19 protein-coding genes are annotated in these 23,488 nt (G+C 38.8%); 15 read left to right on the forward strand and 4 right to left on the reverse strand.

Features of this window, described 5'->3' with window-relative positions; genetic code table 11:
- Positions 1–57: 57 nt before the first annotated feature.
- From ACIQ1H_RS00385 to ACIQ1H_RS00420, 8 genes are all read left to right on the forward strand, one after another.
- Positions 58–579: a DUF84 family protein gene (locus ACIQ1H_RS00385; protein WP_173477576.1), complete on the forward strand. Its 522-nt coding sequence runs from the start codon at positions 58–60 to the stop codon at positions 577–579.
- 94 nt (positions 580–673) lie between these two features.
- Entirely contained in the window at positions 674–1,192 is a 519-nt protein-coding gene (locus ACIQ1H_RS00390; protein ID WP_402885602.1) for a hypothetical protein, read from the forward strand.
- Positions 1,193–1,265: 73 nt separating this feature from the next.
- A complete protein-coding gene (locus ACIQ1H_RS00395; protein ID WP_402885604.1) occupies positions 1,266–2,087 on the forward strand; it encodes a DUF1444 domain-containing protein in 822 nt (273 codons plus the stop codon).
- Complete coding sequence (gene ytpR, locus ACIQ1H_RS00400) at positions 2,087–2,701, forward strand: YtpR family tRNA-binding protein (protein WP_402885607.1); 615 nt, start codon at positions 2,087–2,089, stop codon at positions 2,699–2,701. The genes ACIQ1H_RS00395 and ytpR overlap by 1 nt, the downstream gene beginning before the upstream one ends.
- A gap of 205 nt (positions 2,702–2,906) precedes the next feature.
- Complete coding sequence (locus ACIQ1H_RS00405; protein ID WP_402885609.1) at positions 2,907–6,296, forward strand: DNA translocase FtsK; 3,390 nt, start codon at positions 2,907–2,909, stop codon at positions 6,294–6,296.
- A gap of 222 nt (positions 6,297–6,518) precedes the next feature.
- Entirely contained in the window at positions 6,519–7,832 is a 1,314-nt protein-coding gene (gene murC, locus ACIQ1H_RS00410) for a UDP-N-acetylmuramate--L-alanine ligase (protein ID WP_173477571.1), read from the forward strand.
- Positions 7,833–7,949: 117 nt separating this feature from the next.
- Positions 7,950–8,456 carry a DUF948 domain-containing protein gene (locus ACIQ1H_RS00415; protein ID WP_173477570.1) on the forward strand — a complete coding sequence of 169 codons (507 nt, stop codon included), beginning with the start codon at positions 7,950–7,952 and terminating at the stop codon, positions 8,454–8,456.
- Between the two features lie 134 nt (positions 8,457–8,590).
- Positions 8,591–9,094, forward strand: coding sequence for a YtxH domain-containing protein (locus ACIQ1H_RS00420; protein WP_402885613.1), 504 nt, complete (start codon positions 8,591–8,593; stop codon positions 9,092–9,094).
- 173 nt (positions 9,095–9,267) lie between these two features.
- Here ACIQ1H_RS00420 and ACIQ1H_RS00425 read toward each other — a convergent pair whose 3' ends face one another.
- Positions 9,268–11,424: a cell division protein FtsA gene (locus ACIQ1H_RS00425; protein ID WP_402885616.1), complete on the reverse strand. Its 2,157-nt coding sequence runs from the start codon at positions 11,422–11,424 to the stop codon at positions 9,268–9,270.
- A gap of 172 nt (positions 11,425–11,596) precedes the next feature.
- Between ACIQ1H_RS00425 and ACIQ1H_RS00430 the strand changes: the two genes are divergently transcribed.
- On the forward strand, positions 11,597–12,682 hold the full coding sequence (locus ACIQ1H_RS00430) for a bifunctional 3-deoxy-7-phosphoheptulonate synthase/chorismate mutase (RefSeq protein ID WP_139859827.1): 1,086 nt from the start codon (positions 11,597–11,599) through the stop codon (positions 12,680–12,682).
- A 175-nt stretch (positions 12,683–12,857) separates the two neighbouring features.
- Complete coding sequence (gene ccpA / locus ACIQ1H_RS00435; RefSeq protein ID WP_139859829.1) at positions 12,858–13,868, forward strand: catabolite control protein A; 1,011 nt, start codon at positions 12,858–12,860, stop codon at positions 13,866–13,868.
- 301 nt (positions 13,869–14,169) lie between these two features.
- Here the strand turns inward: ccpA and ACIQ1H_RS00440 are convergent, their stop codons facing one another.
- From ACIQ1H_RS00440 to ACIQ1H_RS00450, 3 genes are read right to left on the reverse strand one after another with little or no spacing between them, the layout of a single operon-like run.
- A complete protein-coding gene (locus tag ACIQ1H_RS00440) occupies positions 14,170–15,330 on the reverse strand; it encodes an acetoin utilization protein AcuC (protein WP_402885620.1) in 1,161 nt (386 codons plus the stop codon).
- Complete coding sequence (locus tag ACIQ1H_RS00445; protein WP_402885621.1) at positions 15,327–15,977, reverse strand: acetoin utilization AcuB family protein; 651 nt, start codon at positions 15,975–15,977, stop codon at positions 15,327–15,329. The genes ACIQ1H_RS00440 and ACIQ1H_RS00445 overlap by 4 nt, the downstream gene beginning before the upstream one ends.
- Positions 15,978–16,001: 24 nt before the next feature.
- A complete protein-coding gene (locus ACIQ1H_RS00450; protein WP_173477566.1) occupies positions 16,002–16,634 on the reverse strand; it encodes a GNAT family N-acetyltransferase in 633 nt (210 codons plus the stop codon).
- A gap of 523 nt (positions 16,635–17,157) precedes the next feature.
- On the opposite strand from ACIQ1H_RS00450, the gene acsA reads away from it, so the two are divergent.
- The 5 genes from acsA to ACIQ1H_RS00475 all read left to right on the forward strand — a co-directional run bounded on the left by acsA (position 17,158) and on the right by ACIQ1H_RS00475 (position 23,417).
- Positions 17,158–18,885, forward strand: coding sequence for an acetate--CoA ligase (gene acsA / locus ACIQ1H_RS00455; RefSeq protein ID WP_402888515.1), 1,728 nt, complete (start codon positions 17,158–17,160; stop codon positions 18,883–18,885).
- A 235-nt stretch (positions 18,886–19,120) separates the two neighbouring features.
- Positions 19,121–20,155, forward strand: a complete 1,035-nt coding sequence (gene argC / locus ACIQ1H_RS00460; protein WP_402885623.1) for an N-acetyl-gamma-glutamyl-phosphate reductase — start codon at positions 19,121–19,123, stop codon at positions 20,153–20,155.
- Positions 20,156–20,252: 97 nt separating this feature from the next.
- Positions 20,253–21,485 carry a bifunctional glutamate N-acetyltransferase/amino-acid acetyltransferase ArgJ gene (argJ, locus tag ACIQ1H_RS00465; RefSeq protein WP_402885626.1) on the forward strand — a complete coding sequence of 411 codons (1,233 nt, stop codon included), beginning with the start codon at positions 20,253–20,255 and terminating at the stop codon, positions 21,483–21,485.
- Positions 21,448–22,212, forward strand: a complete 765-nt coding sequence (gene argB, locus ACIQ1H_RS00470; protein WP_402885629.1) for an acetylglutamate kinase — start codon at positions 21,448–21,450, stop codon at positions 22,210–22,212. Before argJ ends, argB begins: the two co-directional genes overlap by 38 nt.
- 74 nt (positions 22,213–22,286) lie before the next feature.
- A complete protein-coding gene (locus tag ACIQ1H_RS00475) occupies positions 22,287–23,417 on the forward strand; it encodes an acetylornithine transaminase (RefSeq protein WP_402885632.1) in 1,131 nt (376 codons plus the stop codon).
- Positions 23,418–23,488: the final 71 nt, after the last annotated feature.

Raw genomic sequence — 23,488 nt, forward strand, 5'->3', positions numbered from 1 at the left:
TAAAACAGAAGGTGCCTATTAGGGCATCTTTTTCTATGCAAAGAAAGAGGGATTATAATGGAAATTGCTATTGGGACAACGAATAAAGCGAAAATCCAATCAGTTCAAGCAATTGTTAATCAATATTTTGAAAAAGTAAATTTTACATATTTTAAAGCACCTTCACAAGTTTCAGAACAACCAATAACTACTGAAGAAACAAGACTTGGCGCAATTAATCGTGCAAAGAATACATCGATTGCTACTGGTGCTATGCTTTCTTTTGGACTAGAGGGTGGCGTGACGGAAATAGATGGTGATATGTATGTCTGTAACTGGGGAGCTCTTACATTAGCAGATGGTACGACATTTACAGCAGCAGGCGCACAAATTATTTTGCCAGAGGAAATTGCCCAGGAAATAAGAGCAGGCAAGGAGCTTGGGCCTGTAATGGAACAATACACTCAGCGATTAGATATTCGTCAAGGTACTGGGGCTGTGGGTATTTTTACGCAAGGAATTGTAACTCGTCAGACGATGTTTGAGCATATTGTCGCGCTGCTTATTGGACAATATTTGTTCACAATAGCGCAAAAATAGTGTCTTTGTACTAGTGAGAATGGAGCAGTGATGTTGCAACTTATCTAGAATTTTTTTAAAATAGAAAAAAGTTAGCAATGAAAGGAAGATAGAAATGTCTCGTGTATGGCTACAAGCACTAGGATTACTGCTTTTACTATTGGGGCTTTCTGGATGTAATCAATCGGATGATGAACAAATTGCTAGTGGACTTCAAATAACGGAAACGGTTTTTGAAGAAGAGCCAGAAGCATATACCGACAAAATTGGTCATATACAATTGTTTTTACCGTCAAAATTCAAAATTGATGATAGTTCAGATGCTTATAATATTTTAATATCAAAAGGAATGGACTCTTATATTCTTTTTATCAATGATCGCGAAAAAGCCAATAGTAAACTCTATTATAATTTACTACAAGAAGATAGCTCAAAGAAAGTTATCGATGAAACTACCTATGAAAAGGATGGTATTTTCGGTTTTGCTGCTGTCTCTAAAACAGATAACAAAGATGAATTTGAATTAATCGTAAGCTGTGGTGGCGTGAAAATGACAACCATTTCACTAGCAAAAAATATTGAAAATAATCTTCATGAGATGACGAAAATCGTTCATTCGGTTAAGATTAAATAATTGCATAGTTTTGACCAGCGCGGTTCACAAAATTATGTGAGCCGTTTCATTATGAAGAAAGGACGTGAGCTAATTGAAAAAAATAAAATCAGAGCAACTTGTGTCCCTATTAAAAAAGCAGTTAAGTGAGCAAAAATTTGATTTTCAATTTGATAAAAAGCAAGATAAATTACGCTTGAATCATAAAAAAATAGGCAAAGGGATGGAGCTCTCTTTACCAGGTATTTTAGCAAAATATAATGAAAAGCAAGAGGCTGCTATTGAAGAAGTTGTCTATACGATTGAGCAAACTTTTTTAGCGATGGAGCAGGAACAGGAGCGAGGCTTCAAAGAATCAGGGAGAATTTTTCCCGTAATTCGTGCAACGTCCTATCCGAAAGCTTCTAAAGAAGGACATGCGTTTATCACGACAGAGCATACTGCTGAAACACGTATTTTCTATGCGCTTGATTTAGGGAAAACGTATCGCTTTATTGATGAATCGATGTTAGACGCACTAAAATTGACAGAAGAACAAATTCGAGAAATGGCACGATTTTCTGTCAAACAGCTACCAACCGTCTATAAACAAGATGAAGTAGCAGGAAATGTATTCTATTTTGTGAATGCAAATGATGGCTATGATGCAAGTCGGATTTTAAACGAAAACTTTTTAAAAGAAATGCGAGCAAAAATGGAAGGTGATATGACCGTATCTGTACCTCATCAGGATGTATTAATACTAGGTGATATTCGTAATGAAACAGGGTATGATGTATTAGCACAGATGACGATGCATTTCTTTGCTGTCGGGACAGTACCGATTACGTCATTATCATTTATTTATGAAGATGGGGAGCTTGAACCGATCTTTATATTAGCAAAAAACAGAGTAAAAAAGGAGCAAGAAAAATAATGAATGTATTTTACAACAAAGAGCATGTGGGAGACGTATTATTAGTACAATTGGCTACTGAGGCGATTGTGAAAACAGAGGTAGAACGTGCTGGAGATATCGCCATTTTAAAAGAAGCACAAACAGGAGAGATAAAAGCATTTAACTTATTTAATGCAAGCAAGTATGTTCAAGTTGAGGCACGAGGCAATGTCGAGCTTACACCAGAGTTTGTAGCACAGCTTGAAGCTGCTATTAAAAGCAATGGCGCTGCAATTAGCCTTGATGTAGATTTCACACCAAAATTCGTTGTTGGCTACGTTGAAACAAAAGAAAAGCATCCAAATGCCGATAAATTAAGTATTTGTACTGTAAATGTAGGTGAACAAACGCTTCAAATTGTATGTGGTGCACCGAATGTTGATGCTGGTCAAAAAGTTGTTGTTGCTAAAATTGGCGCTGTAATGCCTTCTGGAATGCTTATTAAAGAAGGAAATTTACGTGGGGTAGACTCATTTGGTATGTTATGCTCAGCGCGTGAATTAGCGATTCCGAATGCACCATCTGAGAAAGGTATTTTAGTTTTACCTGAGGATGCTGTAATAGGCAGCGCATTTGAGACACCATCTCGTTAATTATATAAGTTGTAAAAGAATCGTTAGACTACCAATAGCTGGTGGTATAACGATTTTTTGTCTAGCTCTGGCCTATAAATACGAGTTTCTATATCATTTTTATGGTATGCTTTTTGATGTGGACATTGAACTTAGTTTTAATAGTCGATTATTGAAAACTAAAACAATGCTATAAATGAAGTGTAAGAGAAATGAGTGAAACAACGTGAATTGGTTTAAAAAGAAAATTGATAAAATCTTAAATAGAGATGAATATGAATATGATGAATATTATGAAGAGTACGAGGAACAACCAGAGCACCAATATCCGTTAAATGAGTCTTTGAATGAAACATCCGCTACAAAACAAAAAGCTTTCCGATTCCCTTTAATTGATGATGAAGAGGATAAGCCTCAAGCATCCCAATCAAAAGAATTGTTTGATCAAATGGATGACTCTTATGGATATATTGAAGATTTAACGTTGCCCAAACATTTAAATCATAAAATGGCAGATTCGCGTGTTTACGATATAGAGGTTTCTGGTATCCGTGAATTATTAGAAAATCGTTCGAAGCGAACTGGCAGAACGACGACAACACGCAGTCAGCCTAAACAGCAAGAATATCCAACGAAGGCAAGTATGATTTTCCGCGATGCACAAGTTGAGGCTAAACCTGTACATAAGGAGCCAATTGTAAAACAGGAAAGCAAAACGGAAGACATTTTACCTCAGAATCGAAAGCGCTTTGTGCCAACGGATGTCCCTTCGCCAGTTTATGGCTTTGCAAAACCAAGCCCGATTGAGCAGTTATTGAATAAACGGAAGGAAGAGAAAGAGGCTGAAACACCTTCCGTGGCTAAGTTTGCAAAAGAAGCGACAACAAATGAGCTTATTGAAAATATACTAGAAGAAAAAGAGCCTATCAAAGCCTCCATCGATGTTCGTGAATTGCTTGAAATACCACGTTCAATTGAAGTGCCAACGAACCAAACAACTGCACTTGAGGAAGTTGAAGCAACAGAGCACAGCCAATCAGCGACCGAAGCGAATACAGAAGAACCATCAAAGCAGCTGATTACATTTGAAGATGTAGCTGAGCATAGCCAATCAGCGGATGAAGTATGTATGGAAGCGCCATCGAAGCAACCGATTACATTTGAGGAAGTTGCGGCAGATCAACAAAATCTAATAACAGACGACGATCATTTAGAGTTACCTGTACCCCAAACGACATCCATTACGATGAATTTTGAAGAGCAAATTAAAGATGCGGTACAGCAAGAACTAGCTGTCGAGCAACTTTCTGCTGATCAGTCAGAAATTCATGTCAAAGAAGTAGTTGTTGAGCAATTACAAATTGAGAATTCTACAATTCACATTGGGGAAGTGACAGTGGTTCAGCCAACGAATGAAGAGGATCAACAAGAAATAGTAGAGGATTCAGCTGTAAAGCAAGAAAAGAGCCGTATTCCATTTAATGTTTTAATGCTAAAAACAGATAAAGAGAAATGGCGAATTTCACAGCAACTAAAAGCGATATCCAAAACTTCTACAGAAGAAAAGCTTAATGAGAGTGCGTTTACTCGCGATAATTATGGAGCTGTAGCGTTGTCAGAAGACAAACAAACACCTTCTCCTATTGTAGAAGTAGAGCAATCAATGCAAGAGCCATCATCGAGAGAGACTGAGACGGAAAATATTTCTGTTATTACGATGTCACCTGTAGCAACGATGCCACCTTTGCCAACAAAAGAAAACATAGTGGTTGAAGCTGAGGCGATTGAAGAAATTGCAGCAACAACGTTTGAAGAAAATGTTTTACTTCAAACAGAAGCTACAGATATTAAAGTAGAGCCATTGGAAGAAGATTTAGCACCAATACTGTTTGAAGAAAATAAAGTACCTTCACAAGAAATTACAAGTATTGAAGCTGGAACGATTGAAAGCAAGCCAGCAATAATGATTGATGAAAATGCTTTATCACAAGCAGAAAATACAGAAATGGATGCTGAGGTAATCGAAGAAAGAACAGTGCCAGTGTTAACAAATAATGATTTACCAAATGCCGAACTTGCAGAAACAACAATTGCTATTCAAAGCATTGAAAAAGCTGAAATGGTAGAGGGAAATCAGACTGATGCATTGGTAATGTCGGAAGTTGAAGCGAAAGAAAATGAAGTTATACCTCAAAAGCCTGTTCATGTTTATCAAAAACCGACAGATGAATTTTTAGAGCCGCCTGAGGAAAAAACACAAGATACAGAGTGGATGGAGCAACAAGGGGACACACTAGTGGAAGCACTATCTTATTTCCAGGTGTCAGCGCAAATTGAATCGATTATGCAAGGTCCAGCGGTAACACAATTTGAAATTACAGTAAGTCATGGTACGAAGGTAAGTAAAATTCGTAACTTAGCTGATGATTTGAAACTTGCTTTAGCTGCAAAGGATATTCGAATTCAGGCGCCGATTCCAGGAAAAAGCTCTATCGGAATAGAAATTCCTAACCGAGTATCTCGTGCTGTTCGTTTATCAGAAGTGACAAATAGTGCTTCATTCCTCGATTCCGATTCACCATTAGAAGCGGCATTAGGTCTGGACTTAACAGGGAAGCCTGTCACGATTGATTTACGTAAAATGCCGCATGGTTTAATTGCTGGGGCGACTGGATCAGGTAAGTCTGTTTGTATTAATTCTATTTTAGTTAGTCTATTGTATAAAGCGGCGCCACATGAATTAAAACTGATGTTAATTGATCCAAAAATGGTAGAACTTGCTCCGTTCAATCATATTCCTCATTTAGTCAGTCCAGTCATTACGGATGTAAAGGCTGCAACAGCAGCGTTAAAATGGGCAGTTGAGGAAATGGAGCGACGTTATCAGTTATTTGCTCATGCAGGTGCACGTGACATTACACGTTATAATGCTTTAGCAGATAAAAATAAAGAGCATAGTTTAAAATTGCCGTATATTTTAATTGTCATTGATGAGTTAGCAGACTTAATGATGATGTCGCCTGCTGATGTCGAGGAAGCGATTTGTCGTATTGCTCAAAAGGCACGTGCTTGTGGTATACATTTAATTGTTGCAACACAAAGACCTTCTGTAGATGTTATTACAGGTCTTATTAAATCCAATATCCCTACACGAATTGCCTTTGCGGTATCTTCACAAATCGATTCACGTACAATATTAGATGGGCAAGGAGCAGAGCGATTATTGGGACGAGGCGATATGCTATATTTAGGTAATGGCATGTCTGCACCAGTACGTTTGCAAGGGACATTTGTTACTGATGACGAAATCGAATCAATTATCGATCATGTTCGCGAGCAAGGCGAACCAGATTATATATTCGACCAAGAGGAACTTTTAAAGAAATCTGAAGTATCGGCAGAGCAAGATGATCTGTTTGAGGATGTTTGCCGTTTTGTTTATGAGCAAGGTGGGGCCTCTACATCTCTTATTCAACGTAAGTATCATATCGGCTATAATCGTGCTGCACGATTAATTGATATGTTGGAATCGCATGGTTTTGTGTCGGAGGCAAGAGGCAGTAAACCACGTGAAAGCTATATTACTGAACAAGATTTAATTGCTATGTTTGAATAAGAATTGCAGTGTTTTCGTAAAGATTATCTGACTTTCGTCAAAATTAGTTTTTTTAGAAAAGTTGCACATTTATCCTTGTGCATAAATAGTGCTATAATAGACAAGATGTTTTAACATAGTACGTATTTTTCTGTACGTGTAAAGGTATTAATACCTAGTGCAAAATACGATACACCTAATAGATGATAGATGGGATTTTGTATTTCCCGGGGGGTTTAATTAATGACAGTTTTTCATTTCACAGGCATTAAAGGTTCTGGCATGAGTTCGCTTGCACAAATCTTATTTGATGCTGGTGAACAAGTACAGGGCTCAGATATTGATAAATATTTCTTTACGGAACAGCCGTTGCGTGAACGAAATATTCCAATTTTCACTTTTAATGCGGATAATATTAAAGAAGGTATGACAGTAATTGCAGGGAATGCTTTTCCTGATGACCATCCTGAATTAGTGCGAGCACGAGAAATTGGTGTAGAAATTATTCGTTATCACAAATTTCTTGGTGAGTATATTGGCAATTACACATCGATTGCTATTACTGGCGCACATGGTAAAACATCTACAACGGGCTTAATGGCACATGTTGTAGGCGGCTATAAGCCAACTTCTTATTTAATTGGTGATGGTACAGGTGCAGGCCATGAAAATGCTAACTTCTTCGTGATGGAAGCGTGTGAATATCGTCGACACTTTTTAGCATATAATCCTGATTATGCAGTGATGACAAATATTGATTTCGACCATCCAGATTACTTTGCGAATATTGAAGATGTGTATGCAGCCTTCCAATCACTTGCATTACAAGTGAAAAAGGCGATTATCGCATGTGGCGATGATGAACATCTACAACGTATTCAAGCAAAAGTACCTGTTGTTTATTATGGTTTTGGCGCTGAAAATGACTTTGAGGCACGGAATGTTGAAAAAACAACAGAAGGCACAACATTTGATGTTTTTGTGCGTAATGAATTTTATAGTACTTTCTTTATCCCATTATTTGGCGACCATGCAGTGTTAAATACACTAGCTGTTATCACACTTTGCCAATATGAAGGTATTTCATCTGAAATTATTCAAGAACGTTTAAACACGTATAAAGGTGTAAAAAGACGTTTTACAGAATCGAATATTGGGGATCATGTTTTAATCGATGATTATGCACACCATCCAACAGAAATCCGTGCAACAATTCAATCGGCTAGACAAAAATATCCTGAACGTGAATTAGTAGCGATATTCCAGCCGCATACATTCACGCGTACACAAGCGTTTTTACAGGACTTTGCAGACAGTCTTAGTTTGGCTGATACAGCATACTTATGTGATATATTTGGTTCTGCAAGGGAAACACAAGGTGCACTTTCCATTCAGGATTTAGCTTCACTTATTGACGGGAGTGCTGTAATTACTACAGAAGGTATCGACGTGTTAACAAAGCATAAAGACGCAGTATTCTTATTTATGGGTGCTGGCGATGTTCACAAGTTCCAAGATGCCTTTGAAGATGTACTTAAAAGCAACGAAACAGCTTAATCCGCAAGGAATAAGCTGTTTTTTCTCAAATATGAGAAGGATTTAAGTTTTATTTGTCGAAGATAAGGTAAGTAATAGTATACAGAGAGAAATTATTACTAGCAGGAGGTCTATTTTATGGAAGTCATTTTGTATATTGCAGCAATAATAGCAGCGATCGGTTTTTTATTCTTATGTGTGAGCGTCGGTATGACGTTATTTTCACTCAAGTCAATACTTAACAGTTTATCTGGCACATTAGCAGGCATTGAAAAACAAATGGAAGGGATTACACGTGAAACGACTTCTTTGTTAATTAAAACAAATAGCCTAGCGGAAGATATTCAACAAAAATCTGAGCAATTAAATACTGTTGTTCATGCAGTAAAAGGAATGGGCGACTCTGTAAATGGTTTAAATGCCTCAGTACAGCAAATTACGTCATCTATTTCAAAAAGCGTTGAACAGAATGAAGAAAAAATCGCACAAGTTGTTCAATGGAGTAATGTCGCAATGGGCATTGCAGATAAATGGAAAAAGCGTAAAGTAATTGAGCAGGCACCAGAAATAATGCCTGAGGACGTATATAGTTTTGAGGAAGTTCAGACGGACAAGCCAAAAAGAAAATGGGGTCGCAAAAAATAATTATTATTTAGCTGGTGCTTTCTTAACGCCAGCTGAATATAAATAAAGCCTTAGGCGATTTATTTTGTATGACACATTCAAGTGGAAATACATACGTCTAGGCGCATTAGATTATAAAATGGGAGGAATTGTCCATGACTACACAAAAGCCAAACTTTAACGAAGTGAAGGAACAACAACTAGAAAGTACATTGCCACAGCTTTATAATTCGCAAGATTCGATCTATGAAGAGGAGCGTGTAAATATGAAAGATTTCGTCATTGGCGCTTTAGTTGGGGGTATAGTGGGTGCAGCAGCAGGGTTACTATTAGCTCCGAAATCAGGGAAAGATTTACGTAGTGATGTGGCAGTGCAAGCTGTTAATTTAAAAGATAAAAGTGCGGATTTATCATCAACAGCTAAAGATAAAACAGTGCAATTATCAAAACAAATCCAAGAGCAATCTTCGCAATTGGTTGAAAAAGTAAAGACACTCAAGACTGCAAAAGCACCAACTGTTTTTGATGATGGTACGGTCTCTTTCGAAGGGGAAGAGCCACTTGAGGACTTTATCGATGATGCTAAATCAGAACAAGAAGAAGTGTCAGAAAAAAAGGAAAAAACGGATGAAGAGAAAGTTCAAGAAGTCCGTGCATAGTATAAAAAATTAATAGAGAACACTCGTTGATGATGCAAAGGGCGATAACTCTTACGGGGTTGCAACTTACATGCTAAGCCGTAAAGCAGCTGCCTTAGTAGACATTAACGATATAGCAAAAAGTGTTAGATTGATTGTAATCAATCTAACACTTTTTCTTTGTGTACACGTGCTTATAATGATAAAGGTGCGTCTTCAAGAACTATTTCTAGTTGGTCGCCACCAAAGATTTCTGTATCAAATGATGCAGGTTGTCCGTTACGGAGAATCGTAAAATGCCCTTTAAATGTCGTTGGTAGCTGCCAAGTAGAGAAGCGGAAAACATCCTGATAAATCCAAGGACTTCGGTCTTTTTCCTGAATGGCAATTGTCGCTCCATTGGGGACAGTTGAGAGCGGTGAAACAACTGCCTGGTTAACAAGCATGTCATTTGTCGTTTTTTTCAGCTCTACTAGCTCCTGTTGGAAATGAATAATGATTTTATCTTCAAGTAAAACATTCATATGATCAGCAATTCGCTGTACAGTAGGTAATGTTGGTTGCGAGAAGGTAATTACATCGTTTTGTTGAACAGCATATGATAGTTTACTTGGTTTTCCGTTAATGAGTAACTGAGCGGAAAACGCTGGTAAATATAATGGTTTTCCATCGACATAAACAACAAAAGATTCAAATTGCTTTAGTAAATGCGTATTATTTGTAAATTTAAATATATCTTCAACCGTTTCAGCTATTTCAAACACGATTATATCCCGATCGTTTAACACAGTGTCCATAGAAACGGGTGAACCGTTGACAGTAATTGTTGGTTCGATAACGTATTTTGTTTCTTGAATGGTTACCGTTTTAGTCACTGCTTGGTCAACAATATCTCTTACTGTAGCAGTGGCTGGATGTCCATCTTGACCTTCAATTAACTGAATGGCATCGCCTGTTTTAATAATTGTTTTTGTAGTGGCTTGTTGACCGTTAACTAAAATTTGTGCTGGTTGACCGTGACCTCCAGGTATGAAAATATCTTGTCCGTTCACACTAATAGATAATCCATGTCCTGGCTTGCCATATAATTGTTTAGCTCGAATATTGGCAGCTAAAAAGGCATCGCCAACTGTCATTTCCTTTAATTCAAAAAGACGTACAATTTGTTCATTTACCGTTAAGCTCATATATTGTATTGGCATTTTCTTTGCAGCAATGGCTATGCCAATTGGTGTGACTAACTCAGGGGATGCTTTAATATGCTCCTCCTTTGTTAAATTTTGAATGGCATCCACACCGCGTACAGCAATTCGATTTGCTGGTAAATCAAGTACTAGGCCAATCTCTGTTGTTAGATTAGGCGTTAAACTACCACCTCCAACGAGCATCACAGCTTTTGGGGCAGTTTTATTATTAAGGCGCAATATTTCTTCTCCAATTGCCTTAGCAAGTTGTTTAACAGCAGGCTCAATTGCGATAAGCACTTCAGCTTTTGGATAGTATTGGTCAAAACCTAAAATATCTTGAATTAAAATTTCATCAGCGCAGTGCAGTTGACGCTTCGCCTCTTCAGCCACTGGGAAATCGAGTAAATAATGATCGCTAAGCGCCTCTGTTATTTCATCACCCGCTGTTGGCACCATCCCATAGGCCACGACTGTACTTTTGTCGGTAATGGCAATATCAGATGTACCAGCACCAATATCGACAAGTGCCACATTTAGACGGCGCATTGTAGGAGGGATGAGAACATTAATTGCAGCAATAGGCTCTAATGTTAATGCATCCATTTCTAAATTCGCACGTTTTAAGGCAGCAATCAGCGATTCCACAACGACACGTGGAAGGAAAGTCGCAATGACTTCAATCTGTGCCTCGTCACCTTGCTGATCGAGAAGGCTACCAATTTCTTCACCATCTAGACGATAATATAAAACGGAATAGCCAACACAATAATAGTGACTTATTTTGGCATCCTCTTTATGCTGTAGGAGCTGTTGTTGTGCTTGTTGAACAGCCTGTAATTCTAAGCGACTAATGTCTTCTTCAGTGAATATGGGGCGGTTACGAATATTAATGGTCACGCTTGCCTGCTCTGTTTTTAATGAACGCCCTGCAGCAGCGACACTTACTTTCGATAATGGTCCATGCTTTTCCTCAAGCTCTTGTTTAATTTCATTAATTAATTCAGCAACATACATGACATTATGTATTTGACCATCTACCATGGCCCGTTCTTTGTGTTCTTTTACTAAAATATCTTGTACATGAAAATGATCATTATCTTCCTCTAAAATAATGCCAACAACAGAACGTGTACCAATATCAAGTGCAAATAATTTTGAACTCAATGTAATCGCTTCCTTCCTTGAAATAACTCAAAATAATTTAGCGAGTTGAAGCGCTAAATTAAAAATGCGTGACATTCTGAACAACATTGATTATAATGATGCTAATATCTAAAAATGTAACATACATTTCAGAGTTCTGAAAGTGTCTGTCATGGGGAGAGGAGCAAGAAGCATGAGCCAAAAAGATTTAGAAAGCTTACGTAGTCAGATTGACGGATTAAACTTAGAAATTCTTCGTCTAATTAACGAACGTGCAGCTGTAGTAGATGAAATCGGTAAGATTAAAGAAAAACAAGGTGTTAATCGCTATGATCCATTGCGTGAACGACACATGCTTGATCTAATTAAGGAACACAATCACGGTCCGTTAAACCAAATGACGGTTGATTATATTTTTAAACAAATCTTTAAAACAGCTTTAAAACAATTAGAAGCTGATAAAAAGAAAGAATTACTTGTGTCACGCAAGAAAAAATCAGAAGATACTGTCATTAATGTTAATGGTGAGCTAATTGGGCAAGGAAAACCATCTTTCGTATTTGGTCCATGTGCGGTTGAATCATACGAACAAGTAGCAGCAGTTGCAGCATCTATTAAAGCTAAAGGTGAAAAGCTAATCCGTGGCGGTGCTTACAAACCTCGTACTTCTCCATATGACTTCCAAGGTCTTGGTTTAGAAGGGCTGAAAATTTTAAAGCGTGTTTCTGATGAATTTGGTTTAGGTGTTATTACGGAAATTGTTACACCTGGTCATTTAGAAGAAGCGCTAGATTATATTGATGTTATCCAAATCGGTGCTCGTAATATGCAAAACTTTGAGTTATTAAAAGCAGCGGGTGCTACAAATAAACCTGTATTATTAAAACGTGGTTTAGCAGCAACAATTGACGAGTTCATTCATGCAGCAGAATACATTATGTCTAAAGGGAATGAAAACATCATCCTATGTGAGCGTGGTATTCGTACGTACGAAAAAGCGACGCGTAACACATTAGACATTTCAGCAGTACCAATTTTAAAACAAGAAACACATTTACCAGTATTCGTCGATGTAACACACTCAACTGGTCGACGCGACTTATTATTACCATGTGCGAAGGCAGCAATTGCAATCGGCGCAGATGGTGTAATGGCTGAGGTGCATCCAGATCCATCTGTAGCACTTTCAGATTCACAACAACAAATGGATATACCAACATTCGATGCATTCTACGAAACGCTACAAAAATTCATGAAGAATCACGAAATTCACGCATAATGTTTTCACACCGCTTGCGCAATAAGCAGGCGGTGTTTACTATATCGTGACAAAAAAATGTCTATAACAGTACTATTTGTACTTGATATTTGATTTCATATACGTACACTTCTTGAAAATGATGCGAAAATTATCGTATGATAAGGCTATAAAAGGAAAAAGGGAGGCACGTACGATGACTGTTACAATTTATGATGTTGCACGAGAAGCGAATGTTTCGATGGCAACCGTTTCTCGTGTAGTCAATGGTAATCAAAATGTAAAACCAGCAACACGAAAAAAAGTATTAGAAGTAATTGAACGATTAGAATATCGTCCGAACGCAGTAGCGCGAGGGTTAGCAAGTAAGAAAACTACAACAGTTGGCGTGATTATCCCAGATATTGCAAATAATGTTTATGCAGAGCTGGCACGTGGTGTAGAGGATATCGCTACAATGTATCGCTACAATATTATTCTTGCCAACTCAGATCAACATGAAGATAAAGAGCTACAGTTGCTAGATACAATGCTAGGTAAACAAGTGGACGGTATTGTAATGATGAGTGATGAAGTAACAGAGAAGATGCAACAAACGATGGATCATTCACCCGTACCGATTGTTCTTGCGGGTTCTGTAGACGAATCACAAACAATTGCCACTGTTAATATTGATTATTTCCAGGCAGCTTATGAAGCGATTTCGTTACTGATTCAAAACGGTCATACACGAATTGGCTTTGTAACAGGACCTCTTACTTATACGATTAATGGTAAATTCAAGCTTGAAGCTTATAAAAAGGCACTGCAAGATGCAGGGTTAAGTTTAGATGAATCACTAATTGCTGCAGAGGAATCGAGCTATGATATGGGCTTAGAAGCTTGGGAAACATTATCTGCTCTTGAAAACCCTCCAACTGCCTACTTTGCAGGAAGTGATGAACTTGCCATCGGTTTAATTCATGGTGCACAAGATGCAGGAAAAAATGTGCCAGAGGATATCGAAGTCATCAGTTTTGAAAATTCTAAGTTAGCTCGCATGGTTCGCCCTCAGCTTACAAGTGTAGCATTACCGCTATATGATATTGGAGCTGTAGCGATGCGATTATTGACTAAGCTTATGAATAAAGAGCCTATAGAGGACGAAAAGGTAGCGGTTATCTTACCGCACCGTATTGAACATCGTCAATCTGTGAAAAGCAAATAAGAAAAAACACGTAAATCTAATGTTAAGATTTGCGTGTTTTTTTATGAAAATGTGTGCCTGAAAACGTTGTTGTCCGCTACGGCGGACGCTTTCCGCGGGCACACAGTAAGCCGCAACCCTCGCTAACGCGCGGTTTGTTGCGTCTTACTATGCGTGCGTTCCCGCAGGAGTCGCCACCTCCGCTACCAACAACTAGTGAAATTGCTTGAGTAACTGCCACTTTGCATAACATGGCTAATCATACTGGCAAGTACGATGAAAATTCAGAATTGTTTGTGTGCCTGGCACCGCTAAGCACCCGCTAACTGCGATTTTCTGTGCGAATAATATGTAACGCTTTTTCTAACATTTGAGCGTTCTTTTCTTCAATTTCAGTTTTTCGAGGAATCGGCTCATAGAGAGGATAAGGGTCTTCCCATGTTGGGATAAAGGGAACAGGCGCTTCTGGCTGCCAACGGTCTAACCATGCTTGAGGTAAGGCTCCTGTTGGAATTTCTTGATCTGTCATTTCTAGCCATAACAGCGACCATGCCCTTGGCACCACACGCCAAATATCGTAACCACCACCACCAACTGCAATCCATTTACCATCGCAATATTCGTGTGCCAATTTATGAGCGAGCTTTGGAATTTCTCTATAAATATTCATAGTACCGTATAAATGTGTTAAAGGATCAAAATAATGCGCATCGGCACCATTTTGAGTTAAAACAACATCTGGTTTAAAAAACTCGAAAACTTCACGCATAGCTTTTTCATATATTTCTAAGAAACTATCATCCTCGGTAAACGCATCAATTGGAAAGTTAAAAGATGTACCATAACCTTGACCATTGCCGCGTTCAGTTATATTTCCTGTTCCAGGGAATAAGTAGCGCCCTGTTTCATGAATAGATAATGTACAAACATTTGGGTCTTCGTAGAAACTCCATTGTACACCATCACCATGATGTGCATCCGTATCAACATAGAGCACGCGCGCATTGTACTTTTCCTGTATATATCGAATGGCAACTGTACTATCGTTATATATACAAAAACCGGAAGCACGACCGCGGAAACCATGATGTAGTCCTCCACCAAGATTTAGCGCGTGCTGAGCCTTTCCTTGCATTACCCAATCGACAGCGGTTAATGTGCCTCCGACAAGTTGGGCACTAGCTTCGTGCATATTTTTAAAGATCGGTGTATCCTCAGTGCCTATACCATAGCTTGCACATTGTGCCTCACTCAGTTTACCATGGCCGGCATCTTTAACGATTTCAATGTACTTCGGATCATGTGCAAGTAAAAGTTCTTCTTCTGTTGCAATACGTGCAGGAACAATATCGACATCATCGAGCGCTCCTATATTTTTTAATAAATCCATCGTTAGCGTTAAGCGTTTGTGATTGAAAGGATGCGTATCTGAAAATTTATATCCGAGTTGCTCTGGCGAATAAACAAAGACGGCCTTTTTCATTTTAATGAAACACCTGGTAAATTAGGCCATAACACGTCGAATCCTTCTTGGCGAAGTTCCTCTATGATAGCAAGTGGATTTAAAGTTTTAACTCGGACGCTTAAAATTTTATTTTCTGTATTTTCAGAATCAGGATATACTAAAACGCTTTGGACATTGGCATGATGGAGATTGAATATTTTCGTTATTTCAAACAAAACTCCAGGAGTATCGCTAACTCGAATTTCAATTTTGGAGCCAGGTTCAGTGGCTCCAGTCAGTTCTATATATGTGTAGAGTAAATCAGTTGTTGTCACAATACCTACTAGTTTTCCTCCAGAAACGATAGGTAAACAACCTACCTTTGCTTCATAAAAAGTGAGCGCTACTTCTTCTACAAAATCAAGCGGATGACCGACAAGAGGGTTTTTAATCATGATTTCTTCTACCTTCGCACTAAAGACTGGAGAATTAGGTTCATCTTTCAATGAGGAAGGTAATGCCTCTTTTATATCGCGCTCTGTAATTACACCTAGAACATGCCGATCATTATCGATGACAGGTAAATGACGAACTTTTTTTTCGCGCATCAATCTCAGTGCTTCTAGAACAGTGTTGGTCGGAGCCAATGTGTAAGGCCCCTCATTCATAATTTCTTCAACAATCATATACTCATCCCCTTTGTGTTGGTTTTAATACATGAAGCGATTTCTAAAACGAAGCCTGTCGAACCTTTCCATTGTTTCAGGGGGCACTCGTTTACCCTCCCGTGCCATAAGGCAATTAGCAGGATGTGATGTAATTTCAGGATCATCTGTAGCAAAATACTCGAAGCCAACGGAACTCATCATTCGCTCCATCATTTTGCGGTAATCCCATACATTTAATCCCGTACCTTTTAAGTCCCAATGCCAATAATATTCAGTTGTTATAACAAGGTAGTCCTCCATTTCATCTCCCATAAAGGACACCGCTAGCAATGCTTTACCAGCCCCTGTTCCACGATAGTCAGGAATGACCTCAATCGCACCTAATTCAATCATATTATCGATTTTGTCCTCTGCCCACCGTTCAAGCGGATCAGGATATAAATAGGTGACGTAGCCTACAATAATGTCGTTATTTCGAATAATAATAATACGCCCTTCAGGAAGCCCAGCAATTTCTAAGATGGCTTGCTGTTGTTGCTTAGGGGGTCTAAAGGCAACTAATCCCTCGTGGAATGTATATGTAGCTAATTTTTCTGGAGGAACAGGCCCTTCCACATAAACAGTACCATGCTTTGTCTCCTTTGTAACAGAAAAAAAAGTCTTTTTGTGTTCCATAATTACACCACCTGAGTTTAATAATTCCATTATAGCTGATTTAAAGCGGAAAAACGCTTAAAATTACGAAATATAACTACATTTTCGGAAAAATAAAAATATTGAGACATTCAGGTGGAATTCGTGTAAAATAGATTTATATTGCAACTGTTATTTAACAGATGAACGTTGTTGTACTAGGCATTGTTCGAATATTGATTGCATAAACTGTTCTATAACAATTGCTACATAACGTATTTGTCTTTGGAGAAAGTGGCGAATTTTAATATCATTCAGTAGCTGTTTTTTATGGCGAAATTGTTTCAATTGCCATTATTTCACTTAATTTTCTAAATGGGGATGGATGCTCCTTTTTTTATCCTTTATAGGGGCTTCAAGAGAAGATGAAATTGCATACAAGCAAAGTGAACCGAAGTGGCAGGCAGCTACGATTACGTCCAGGCGTAATTACGGGGGGTATCGTGAGTACGAAATGAAATTTGCTTACGAATGTACTAAAGCCAAAAAAGGAAGGGGTAAATTTATGGGGATGAAAACGATGGAGAAATTAACAGCGATACCAGGGCAGTATAACTTGCCAAATTATGAGGTGGCAGCAGCAACACATGATTGGGCAGAAACAGAAAAAGCATTTAGTTGGCATGAAACAGGTTTAGTAAATATGGCATATGAGGCTATTGACCGTCATACTGAAACATCTCGGAAAAATAAAGTAGCACTATATTACAACGATGGGAAGCGTAAGGAAGCCTACTCCTTTAATGAAATGAAAAGGCTGACGAACAAGGCGGCAAATGTATTTAAAACAGCAACAAACCTAGAAAAAGGCGATCGTTTATTTATTTTCATGCCGCGTTCACCAGAGCTTTACTTTTCATTATTAGGTGCTTTAAAAATGGGCGTTATTGTGGGGCCATTGTTTGAAGCATTTATGGAAGGCGCAGTTTATGATCGTCTTTCAGATAGCGATGCGAAGGTGTTAGTAACAACACCTGAATTACTAGAGCGAGTTCCATTAGATAAACTGCCAAACTTACAACATGTATTTTTAGTAGGATCTGAGATAGAAGAAACGCCACAAATTTTAGATTTTAATAAGCGCTTGAAAGAGGCTTCTGCTAGGTTTGACATCGAGTGGATGGACCGCGAGGACGGTATGATATTACATTATACTTCAGGCTCGACAGGTGCCCCAAAAGGTGTTTTACATGTTCATAATGCGATGATTCAGCAGTATCAATCAACACAGTGGGTACTTGATTTAGGTGAAAATGATGTATATTGGTGTACGGCTGATCCAGGTTGGGTAACGGGAACATCCTATGGCATATTTGGTCCTTGGTTAAACGGTGTGACAATGCTTATCGTTGGTGGACGCTTCTCGCCACAAGCATGGTATCAAGCAATTGAGGATTACAGTGTAACAGTATGGTATAGTGCGCCTACTGCATTTCGTATGCTAATGGGTGCTGGGAGTGGAATGCTAGAAAATTATGATCTATCATCATTGCGTCATGTATTATCTGTTGGGGAGCCACTTAACCCTGAAGTTATCCGTTGGGGAAGTGAAGAGCTAGGACATCGCATTCACGATACTTGGTGGATGACAGAAACGGGTGCACATATGATTTGTAACTATCCGAGCATGGATATTAAGCCAGGATCAATGGGCAAGCCATTACCAGGTGTTCATGCGACAATTGTAGATGATGCGGGTAATGAAGTTCCACCATTTACAATGGGTAACTTAGCGGTGCGTCGTGGTTGGCCAGCTATGATGCGTCAAATTTGGGGTAATCCAGAGCGTTATGAATCCTATTTCTTAAAAGGTGAGTGGTATGTGTCTGGTGACTCAGCTTATATGGATGATGAAGGTTATTTCTGGTTCCAAGGCCGAGTGGATGATGTTATTATGACAGCAGGTGAACGTGTTGGACCGTTTGAGGTTGAAAGTAAGCTACTAGAACATCCTGACGTTATAGAAGCTGGAGTTATCGGGAAGCCAGACCCTGTACGTGGGGAAATTATTAAAGCATTTGTATCTTTACGAGAAGGCGTGGAGCCGTCGGATGCTTTAATTGAGGATATTCGTGAGTTTGTGAAAAGGGGCTTATCTGCTCATGCAGCACCGAGAGAAATAGAATTTAAAGAAAAACTGCCGAAAACACGAAGCGGTAAAATTATGCGACGCGTATTAAAAGCATGGGAGTTAGATTTGCCAACTGGTGATCTTTCCACGATGGAAGATTAATTGCTATTCAACATGTAAATTTATTTTTATTCAATATATGCATCTGAAGAGGGTAGAGATTCATTCGATTAACGAAAGAGTCCCTACCTTCTTTTTCTTAATTTACAGTAGTATTTATCAATTCGAAACATCTATAACAGAAGATTGAGAAAATAATATAAATAAATAAAAATTCAGTTGACTTAATAATTATGCAGACGTATACTATTTTTAACTTATTTTAGAGGTGAGTGAAATGAAAGTAGGAATTGTGGGAGCAACAGGATATGGAGGATTGGAGCTTATCCGCTTTTTACATAATCATCCAGCGGTAGAGCATATAGAGTTATTTACATCTTCTGAAGAAGGTGTCGTTTTTTCTACAAAGTTTGGACATTTAGTTACGATAACAGATGCGCCATTGCAAAAAATAGATTATGAGTCATTAGCGAAATTGGATGTAGTATTTGCAAGTACGCCTTCTGGTGTGACAAGTGAACTGTTACCACCTTTAGTCGGAACAGGTCCGAGATTAATTGATTTATCGGGAGATTTCCGCTTAAAAAATCCAGTAAGTTACGAACAGTGGTACGGAAAAAAAGCTGCACCATTAGAAATTATTCAGCAAAGTGTTTATGGCTTAACTGAATGGAATGCTCATAATGTGAAAAATGCCGCACTTATTGCGAACCCAGGATGCTATCCAACAGCGGTTCTACTTTCGTTATTACCTTTGTTAAAAGAGAGACTAATAGATTCTAATTACCTCGTGATTGATGCAAAAAGTGGAATTTCAGGAGCTGGAAATAAACCATCGCAAACAACCCATTTTAGTGAAGTGAATGAAAGCTTCTCGATTTATAAAACAAATACACATCAACATATTCCAGAAATCGAGCAAGCTATTTCATTGTTTGCTGGTGTAGAGACAGCCATTACTTTTAATACACATTTAGTGCCGATGACACGTGGAATTTTATCTACCGCCTATGCTCCTTTAATGCCAGGTATTACAGAGCAGCAATTAGTCGCTTGCTTACAAGCAACATATGAAAAACATCCATTTGTACGGGTTGTAACTGATGTAAATAGCCTCGCTACAAACCGTGTAAAAGGCTCTAACTATTGTGATATTTTCGTCAAAGTCGATACCCGCACTAACCGTGCAACAATTGTCGCTGTTATTGACAATCTAGTTAAAGGGGCAGCAGGGCAAGCGATACAAAATATGAATGTGCAATTGGACTTACCTCAAACAACAGGCCTAGACGTCGTGCCATTTTTTATTTAAGTGCCATTTAAGTGCCAGTCACCCAAACAATTTTGAATTTTGCCAATTGTTTTAGTGCCAGTCACCTTTATTATACAAACTGAGGAGGAAAACGTTTATGACATTAACAGCATCAACGAACGTTATGAAAAAATTATCAAGTAAAAACATCGTTTCACCGAAAGGCTTTAAAGCAGCAGGTATCCATTGCGGACTAAAGCATAAGAAAAAGGATTTAGCTATTTTAGTTAGTGACGTACCTGCAAGTGTAGCTGGGGTATTTACAACAAATGCCGTTCAAGCAGCGCCATTAAAAGTAACGAAAGATGTTGTCTATACAACAAAAAAAATACAAGCAATGATTGTAAACTCTGGTAATGCTAATGCATGTACTGGGAAGCAAGGTGTAAAAGATGCGCAAACCATGCAAGCTTTAGCAGCTGAAAAGTTAGGGATAGCTACAAATTTAGTTGGTGTTTGCTCAACAGGTGTAATCGGAGAAATTATGAATATGGAGCCAGTTGCTAGTGGGATATCACAATTAGAGCCGAAGGATAGCTTGGAGAGTGCAATCGATTTTGCGCAGGCCATATTAACGACTGATACGGTGATGAAAAATACGAGCTATAGCACAGTAGTTGATGGCGAAGAAATAATTATTGCGGGTGTAGCAAAAGGTTCAGGAATGATTGAACCGAATATGGCGACAATGCTAGGTTTTATTACGACAGATGCCAATATAGAATCGGATGTATTACAAGCAGCATTATCAGAAATTACAAACTTAACGTTTAATGCCATTACGGTAGATGGTGATACTTCGACAAACGATACGGTAGTCGTAATGGCAAATGGTGTAGCAGGCAATGATTCTTTAACATTTGCGCACCCTGATTGGCATAACTTCTACTATACATTAAAAACTGTGGCAGAGGATTTAGCGAAAATGATTGCGAAAGATGGTGAAGGTGCTACAAAACTAATTGAGGTTGAAGTAGAAGGTGCCATTTCAGATGAGGAAGCGCGTAAAATTGCTAAAACGGTTGTTGGTTCGCCACTTGTAAAAACAGCTGTATTTGGATGCGATGCCAACTGGGGACGCATCATTGCAGCAGTTGGTTATAGTGGTGCAACAGTTGACCCTGATAAAATTACAATTCAAATTGGTGGTGCAACAATGGTCGAAAACGGTGAACCAGTTGCATTTTCTGAAGATGAGTTAATTCAAATTTTAAAAATGCATGAAGTGAAAATCTTTGTGTCACTTGGTATAGGTGAAGGCAAGGGGCATGCTTGGGGATGTGACTTAACCTATGACTACGTTCAAATCAATGCATCATACCGTTCGTAAGCGCATGGTTATTAAGCTGGGTGGCAGCACGCTTGAAGGCTTAAATGAAGCATTTTTTGAGAATTTTAAAAAACTACAAGCAAGTGGTATAGAACTTATTATTACGCATGGTGGAGGCCCTGCCATTAATCGCGAGCTTGCAGCACGACATATTGAATCCCATGCTTTAAATGGTATTCGTGTAACGAGCGCAGCAGCTATGGACGTTGTTCAGACTACATTAATAGGGAATGTTAATCCTTCGCTTGTGCATGAGTTAACAACAGCAGGCATTGCAGCAGTCGGGCTAAATGGCTTTGATGGCCAATTACTAGTCGCTGACTTTTTAGACAAGGAAGTTTACGGCTTCGTAGGGGCGGTGCAATCGGTCAATACGCCGTTGTTAGAAGCGTTAATTACAGCTGGAATAGTCCCAGTAATCGCGTGTGTTGGTGCAGATTGTAATGGTCAAGCGCTGAATATTAACGGAGATACGGTAGCAAGCGAAGTGGCACTTGCTATTGGAGCAGAAAGCTTACTGCTCGTTACGGATGTCTCAGGAATCCGAATTCAAGATGAATATCAAACAGAAGTAACGCCACTGTTAATAGCTCAATGGATTGAGGAAGGCCATATTTATGGTGGCATGATTCCAAAAGTACAAGGGGCGATCGAGTGCCTAAATGCAGGCGTTCCATCCGTGCAAATTGTTGGCGACACATTAGTCGGTACAACGATTTTGCCGTAATGTAGTTATGTAATAAGTGGACGCCGTGCTCTAAAGGTGGTGTCCATTAAAAATGAAGTTCAGGAGCTGATAAGATGAGCGCTTTATTTGGAAACTATGGCAAACGTCGTGCACAGATTGTTAAAGGGCAAGGAACTGTTGTGCAAGATAGTGATGGCAAAAAGTATTTGGACTTCACAAGTGGTATTGCCGTTGTTAGTCTTGGGCATGCTCACCCTGCTATCGTAAAGGCTATACAGGAACAGAGCGAAACACTTTGGCATATGTCAAATTTATTTGATATACCTGGGCAAGAGAAGGTAGCTCAAAAATTAGTTACAGATACACATTTTACGTATGCGTTTTTCTGTAATAGCGGTGCGGAAGCGAATGAAGCGGCAATTAAGTTGGCTCGTAAGCATACAGGAAAACATCATATTATTACATTTGAAAAATCATTTCATGGCCGTACATTTGGGGCCATGTCAGCAACTGGTCAAGGCAAGATACATAATGGGTTTGGACCACTTGTTGATAAATTTACAATACTGCCTTTCAATGACGTCAAGGCCCTTGGAGCAACGATAGACGATTCAGTTGCAGCCATTATGCTGGAAATGATTCAAGGTGAGGGCGGTGTGAATAGCGTATCACCTGAATTTGCTGCAGCAATTGCAAAAATTTGTGAGGATAAAGGCATTTTATTGATTGTTGATGAGGTGCAAACAGGAATCGGGAGAACAGGAACGCGATATGCATTTGAACAAACGGTTTTGAAGCCGAATATTATAACGTTAGCAAAAGGCTTAGGGGGAGGTTTCCCAGTAGGCGCAATGTTAGGAACAGCTGAATTGTATGAAACGTTTAGCCCAGGGACACATGGTACAACGTTTGGAGGCAATCCTTTAGCAATGCGTGTTGCTGAAACGGTCCTTGAAAACGTTTTTGAGTCAAGCTTTTTAGAAAATGTACAAGAATTATCAGCCTATTTTGTCAAGCAACTACAAGCCAATTTACCGCCAAGCTATACAGTACAAGGTCAAGGTTTATTACTTGGGATTGGCTGTGGCGATACAGAGGTAGCACCTTTTATTTCAGCAGCGGAGGACAAAGGTTTACTTCTTGTAGGAGCAGGACCAAATGTTATTCGACTTTTACCACCGCTTACAGTGTCTAAAACAGAGATTGATGAAGCAGTAGCTATTTTAAAAACCATTTTACTATAATAGAAGTAGGCTGTAAAAAAAGGCACGAGCCACATAAAATTTAATGTGCTCGTGCCTTTGTATGTGTAAGT

It is taken from the genome of Lysinibacillus sp. NPDC097279, from assembly GCF_044761745.1.
Lineage (GTDB): Bacteria > Bacillota > Bacilli > Bacillales_A > Planococcaceae > Lysinibacillus.

Excerpts from the sequence above, each read along its gene's own strand:
- murC (WP_173477571.1), top strand. The coding sequence starts at position 6,519 with ATGACAGTTTTTCATTTCACAGGCATTAAAGGTTCTGGCATGAGTTCG.
- argB (WP_402885629.1), top strand. The coding sequence starts at position 21,448 with ATGACTACGTTCAAATCAATGCATCATACCGTTCGTAAGCGCATGGTT.
- ACIQ1H_RS00440 (WP_402885620.1), bottom strand. The coding sequence starts at position 15,330 with ATGAAAAAGGCCGTCTTTGTTTATTCGCCAGAGCAACTCGGATATAAA.
- ACIQ1H_RS00450 (WP_173477566.1), bottom strand. The coding sequence starts at position 16,634 with ATGGAACACAAAAAGACTTTTTTTTCTGTTACAAAGGAGACAAAGCAT.
- ACIQ1H_RS00445 (WP_402885621.1), bottom strand. The coding sequence starts at position 15,977 with ATGATTGTTGAAGAAATTATGAATGAGGGGCCTTACACATTGGCTCCG.
- ccpA (WP_139859829.1), top strand. The coding sequence starts at position 12,858 with ATGACTGTTACAATTTATGATGTTGCACGAGAAGCGAATGTTTCGATG.
- ACIQ1H_RS00430 (WP_139859827.1), top strand. The coding sequence starts at position 11,597 with ATGAGCCAAAAAGATTTAGAAAGCTTACGTAGTCAGATTGACGGATTA.
- ACIQ1H_RS00390 (WP_402885602.1), top strand. The coding sequence starts at position 674 with ATGTCTCGTGTATGGCTACAAGCACTAGGATTACTGCTTTTACTATTG.
- argJ (WP_402885626.1), top strand. The coding sequence starts at position 20,253 with ATGACATTAACAGCATCAACGAACGTTATGAAAAAATTATCAAGTAAA.
- argC (WP_402885623.1), top strand. The coding sequence starts at position 19,121 with ATGAAAGTAGGAATTGTGGGAGCAACAGGATATGGAGGATTGGAGCTT.
- ACIQ1H_RS00475 (WP_402885632.1), top strand. The coding sequence starts at position 22,287 with ATGAGCGCTTTATTTGGAAACTATGGCAAACGTCGTGCACAGATTGTT.
- ACIQ1H_RS00420 (WP_402885613.1), top strand. The coding sequence starts at position 8,591 with ATGACTACACAAAAGCCAAACTTTAACGAAGTGAAGGAACAACAACTA.
- ACIQ1H_RS00385 (WP_173477576.1), top strand. The coding sequence starts at position 58 with ATGGAAATTGCTATTGGGACAACGAATAAAGCGAAAATCCAATCAGTT.
- ACIQ1H_RS00415 (WP_173477570.1), top strand. The coding sequence starts at position 7,950 with ATGGAAGTCATTTTGTATATTGCAGCAATAATAGCAGCGATCGGTTTT.
- ytpR (WP_402885607.1), top strand. The coding sequence starts at position 2,087 with ATGAATGTATTTTACAACAAAGAGCATGTGGGAGACGTATTATTAGTA.
- acsA (WP_402888515.1), top strand. The coding sequence starts at position 17,158 with ATGGGGATGAAAACGATGGAGAAATTAACAGCGATACCAGGGCAGTAT.